This is a genomic window from Acetobacter senegalensis (assembly GCF_001580995.1).
Lineage (GTDB): Bacteria > Pseudomonadota > Alphaproteobacteria > Acetobacterales > Acetobacteraceae > Acetobacter > Acetobacter senegalensis.
In genome coordinates, this window is sequence record NZ_LHZU01000034.1 from 1 (window position 1) to 1638 (window position 1638).

The 1638-nt window shown below is 59.7% G+C and carries 1 protein-coding gene; it reads right to left on the reverse strand.

All coding sequences use genetic code 11. The features are described 5' to 3' along the window. Positions 1–1638: condensation domain-containing protein (locus AD948_RS00220; RefSeq protein WP_248845856.1), on the reverse strand; the 1638-nt coding region annotated here is incomplete at both ends.

Genomic DNA, 1638 nt, shown 5'->3' on the forward strand with positions numbered 1-1638 from the left:
CTGTTCAAGGACTTCTATGTAGTGGCGGGACAGACGGGTTAATGTGGTGTTGTCCAGACGGGATCCATCACGTTCCCATTTGAGGCCAAGATTTTGCCGTCCTGGCATGATGGCCAGCGTCAGCGGATAATGAGCCTGCTCCTGCCCCTCGCTGGCAGCAATGGTCAGGTCGGGTTTCTCTGTCGTTTCACGGAGTTTCTGGTCAACCGGATAGTTTTCGAACACCAGCAGACTGTCGATCAGGGCATCGCCCCGGCGGCCTGACCAGCGCTGAACATCCGGCAGGGGTGTATACTCCCGTTCCCGCAGGGCTGCATTGACCGACTGGATATCACGGAGCCATGGCCCGGTTGTTTCTGATGCCGGGATATCCACCCAGACCGGAAGACTGTTGATGAACAGGCCAAGCATCCGTTCCATACCCGGCAACGATGCCGGACGACCGGAGACGGTCACGCCGAACAAGGCCTGCGAGCGGCTCCCATAGCGGCCCAGCAGCAAGGCCCATGCGCCCTGCATCACGGTGTTCAGGGTGACATGCGCCTTGCGCGCTAATCCTTCCAGGCGGGATGTCAGCTCAGCATCCAGATGCTGACGGATGGCATGGGAACCTGGTTCAGGATGGAGTGTCCGTCCCAGCGCTTCGGTTAGCGTCGCGGGATCATCCAGCAGGGCAATACGTTCCCGCCACCAAGGCTCGGGGTCTGGTTGCGCCTGCAGCCATGCCACATAGTTCCGGTAAGGCGTGACAGACGGGAGTGCCGGCTCCTTCCCTTTGGCCCGTGCCTGATAGTCGGCCATGACCTGACCGAACAGTTCGGCGGATCCCCAGCCATCCATCAGGGCATGGTGATCGGCCCAGACGAGATCGTAGGCCCCGTCGGGGCGATCAAACAGGGCCAGACGGACCAGAGGTGCCATGGTCGGATCAAAGCCTTTGGCCCGATCCTGAGCCAGCCAGTCTGATAGACGGGCTTCATAGGAGGACTGGTCAAGGTCGGACCAGTCCTCTTCTGAGAACGGCAGCACAGCGTCTCGTTGTACAACCTGCACCGGGTCTCCACCATGGGCTGAGACAAAGCGGGTACGCAGGATGGCATGGCGTGAGACAGCATCCTGCCACGCGGCCTTCAGGGCCTTACGATCCAGTCGTCCCTTCAGGGTCAGACGTTTCTGGGTGACATACAATCCCTCGCCTGCAGCAAGCTGACTGTGGAACAGCAATCCCTGCTGCAGCGGTGTCGCTGTATAGACGTCTTCAATATCATTGCCCGTCAGGCCGAGTTCTTCCAGTTCCGCCTGGCTCAGACGCGCCAGAGGCACATCAGAAGCCGTACGTTCCGGTGTTGCAGTTTCACAATGAGCCACAAGGTTCCGCAGAACTTTATCGAAGCGCTCCGTCAGATCCTGTACCACGTCAGCAGAGACGGCGTTCGGAGAGAAGCTCCACGAGAAGGATAGACGACCGCCCCCCACCATGCCGTTGAGATCAAGGACGTAGTCCATGGTTCCATTGGCATCGGTGGAAGAACCGGCGTTCTCGGATGCGAAGCCCAGGGAACCTCCCTGCTTCAGGGTCTGGTCAAACTGCCCCAAATAGTTGAAGCTGACCAGAGAGCGCGGTAGCGCGCGGGCTTT